The sequence below is a fragment of the Streptomyces sp. WAC 04229 genome (genome assembly GCF_003947455.1).
Classification (GTDB): Bacteria; Actinomycetota; Actinomycetes; order Streptomycetales; family Streptomycetaceae; genus Streptomyces.
Window position 1 is genome coordinate 1 of sequence record NZ_QHJH01000407.1, and the last position, 1,045, is coordinate 1,045.

At 76.5% G+C, this 1,045-nt stretch carries 1 protein-coding gene; it reads right to left on the reverse strand.

Annotation, left to right across the window (positions count from 1 at the left end; translation table 11 throughout):
• Positions 1-841 (reverse strand): M56 family metallopeptidase (locus tag DMH12_RS38555; RefSeq protein WP_148107614.1); only part of this gene is annotated, 841 nt, incomplete at its 3' end.
• Positions 842-1,045 lie beyond the last annotated feature (204 nt).

The window sequence follows — 1,045 nt, forward strand, 5'->3', positions numbered from 1 at the left end:
GAGCCAGGGGCGGGGGCTCCAGCAGGCGGTCGACTCGTTCGCCGAGGAGGCGGTGGCTGGAGGCGCAGGACAGAACACCGCGGTGCTGGTTCAGCTCGATCAGGGCCAGCGCCGTGGTCAGGTGGCCGCAGCGCCGGGAGGCGGTGTCGTCGGCGGACAGTTCGACCAGGCGATGCGTCTGGTCGCAGAAGTGGGCGAAGAGCGGGACGCGCGGGAAGCCGGTGGCCAGCGCGGTGGACAGGTGCAGCAGCCAGTCGTGGCGGGCCCGGGCGTGGCCGCGCTCGTGGGTGAGCACGGCGTCGAGCTGGTGGTCGGTGAGGCGGTGCAGGGCGCCCGTGGTGACGATCAGCTGGGCCGGGCTGCCCGGCAGCCACCAGGCGTCCGGGTACTCGTCCTCAAGGACCAGCAGCGGTCCGCGGGCGGCGGGGAGCCCGGCGGGCAGGTCGGGGGCGCGCTCGCGCAGGTGCGCGCGGGACCGGGCGCGCCGCCTGCGGGCCTCGACGAGTTCGCGGCCCAGCATCGCGGTCGTCCAGGCGGCGCCGGCGGCCAGCAGCAGGGTGAGGACGGCCGCCCAGGCCGGCCCGGCGGAGAGGTTGTACGCGGCGGTCACCGCGGGCGGCGCGGGCGCGAAGAGCTGGGCGCGGACGGTGCCGAAGACCGCGGTGGCACCGAGGGCCAGGGCCGTCAGACAGCACAGCAGGACCGTGGCGACCAGGCACTGCCACACCCACAGCGCGACCACGGGGTCCCGCTCGGGCCACGCGGACCGGGTCAGCGCGCGCGGCACCGGCACCGCGGCGGTCACGGCGACGGCGAACAGCAGGAGCAGGCAGACGGTCATGCCACTGGCTCCGGATCCTGGTCGAGAGGACGGGCGGCTCTGGCAGGGCGGGGCTTGAACGCGGGGCGGGGTGACGCGCACACCGCCCGACGCCAGTATGCCGCTGTCGGGCGGTGTGAGTCAGGTGCCGGCGGCCACCGGATCCGGGATCGCCGTCGCTGCCCGCCCCCGAACCTCCGCCGCCCGCTCCCCGGACCCTCCGCT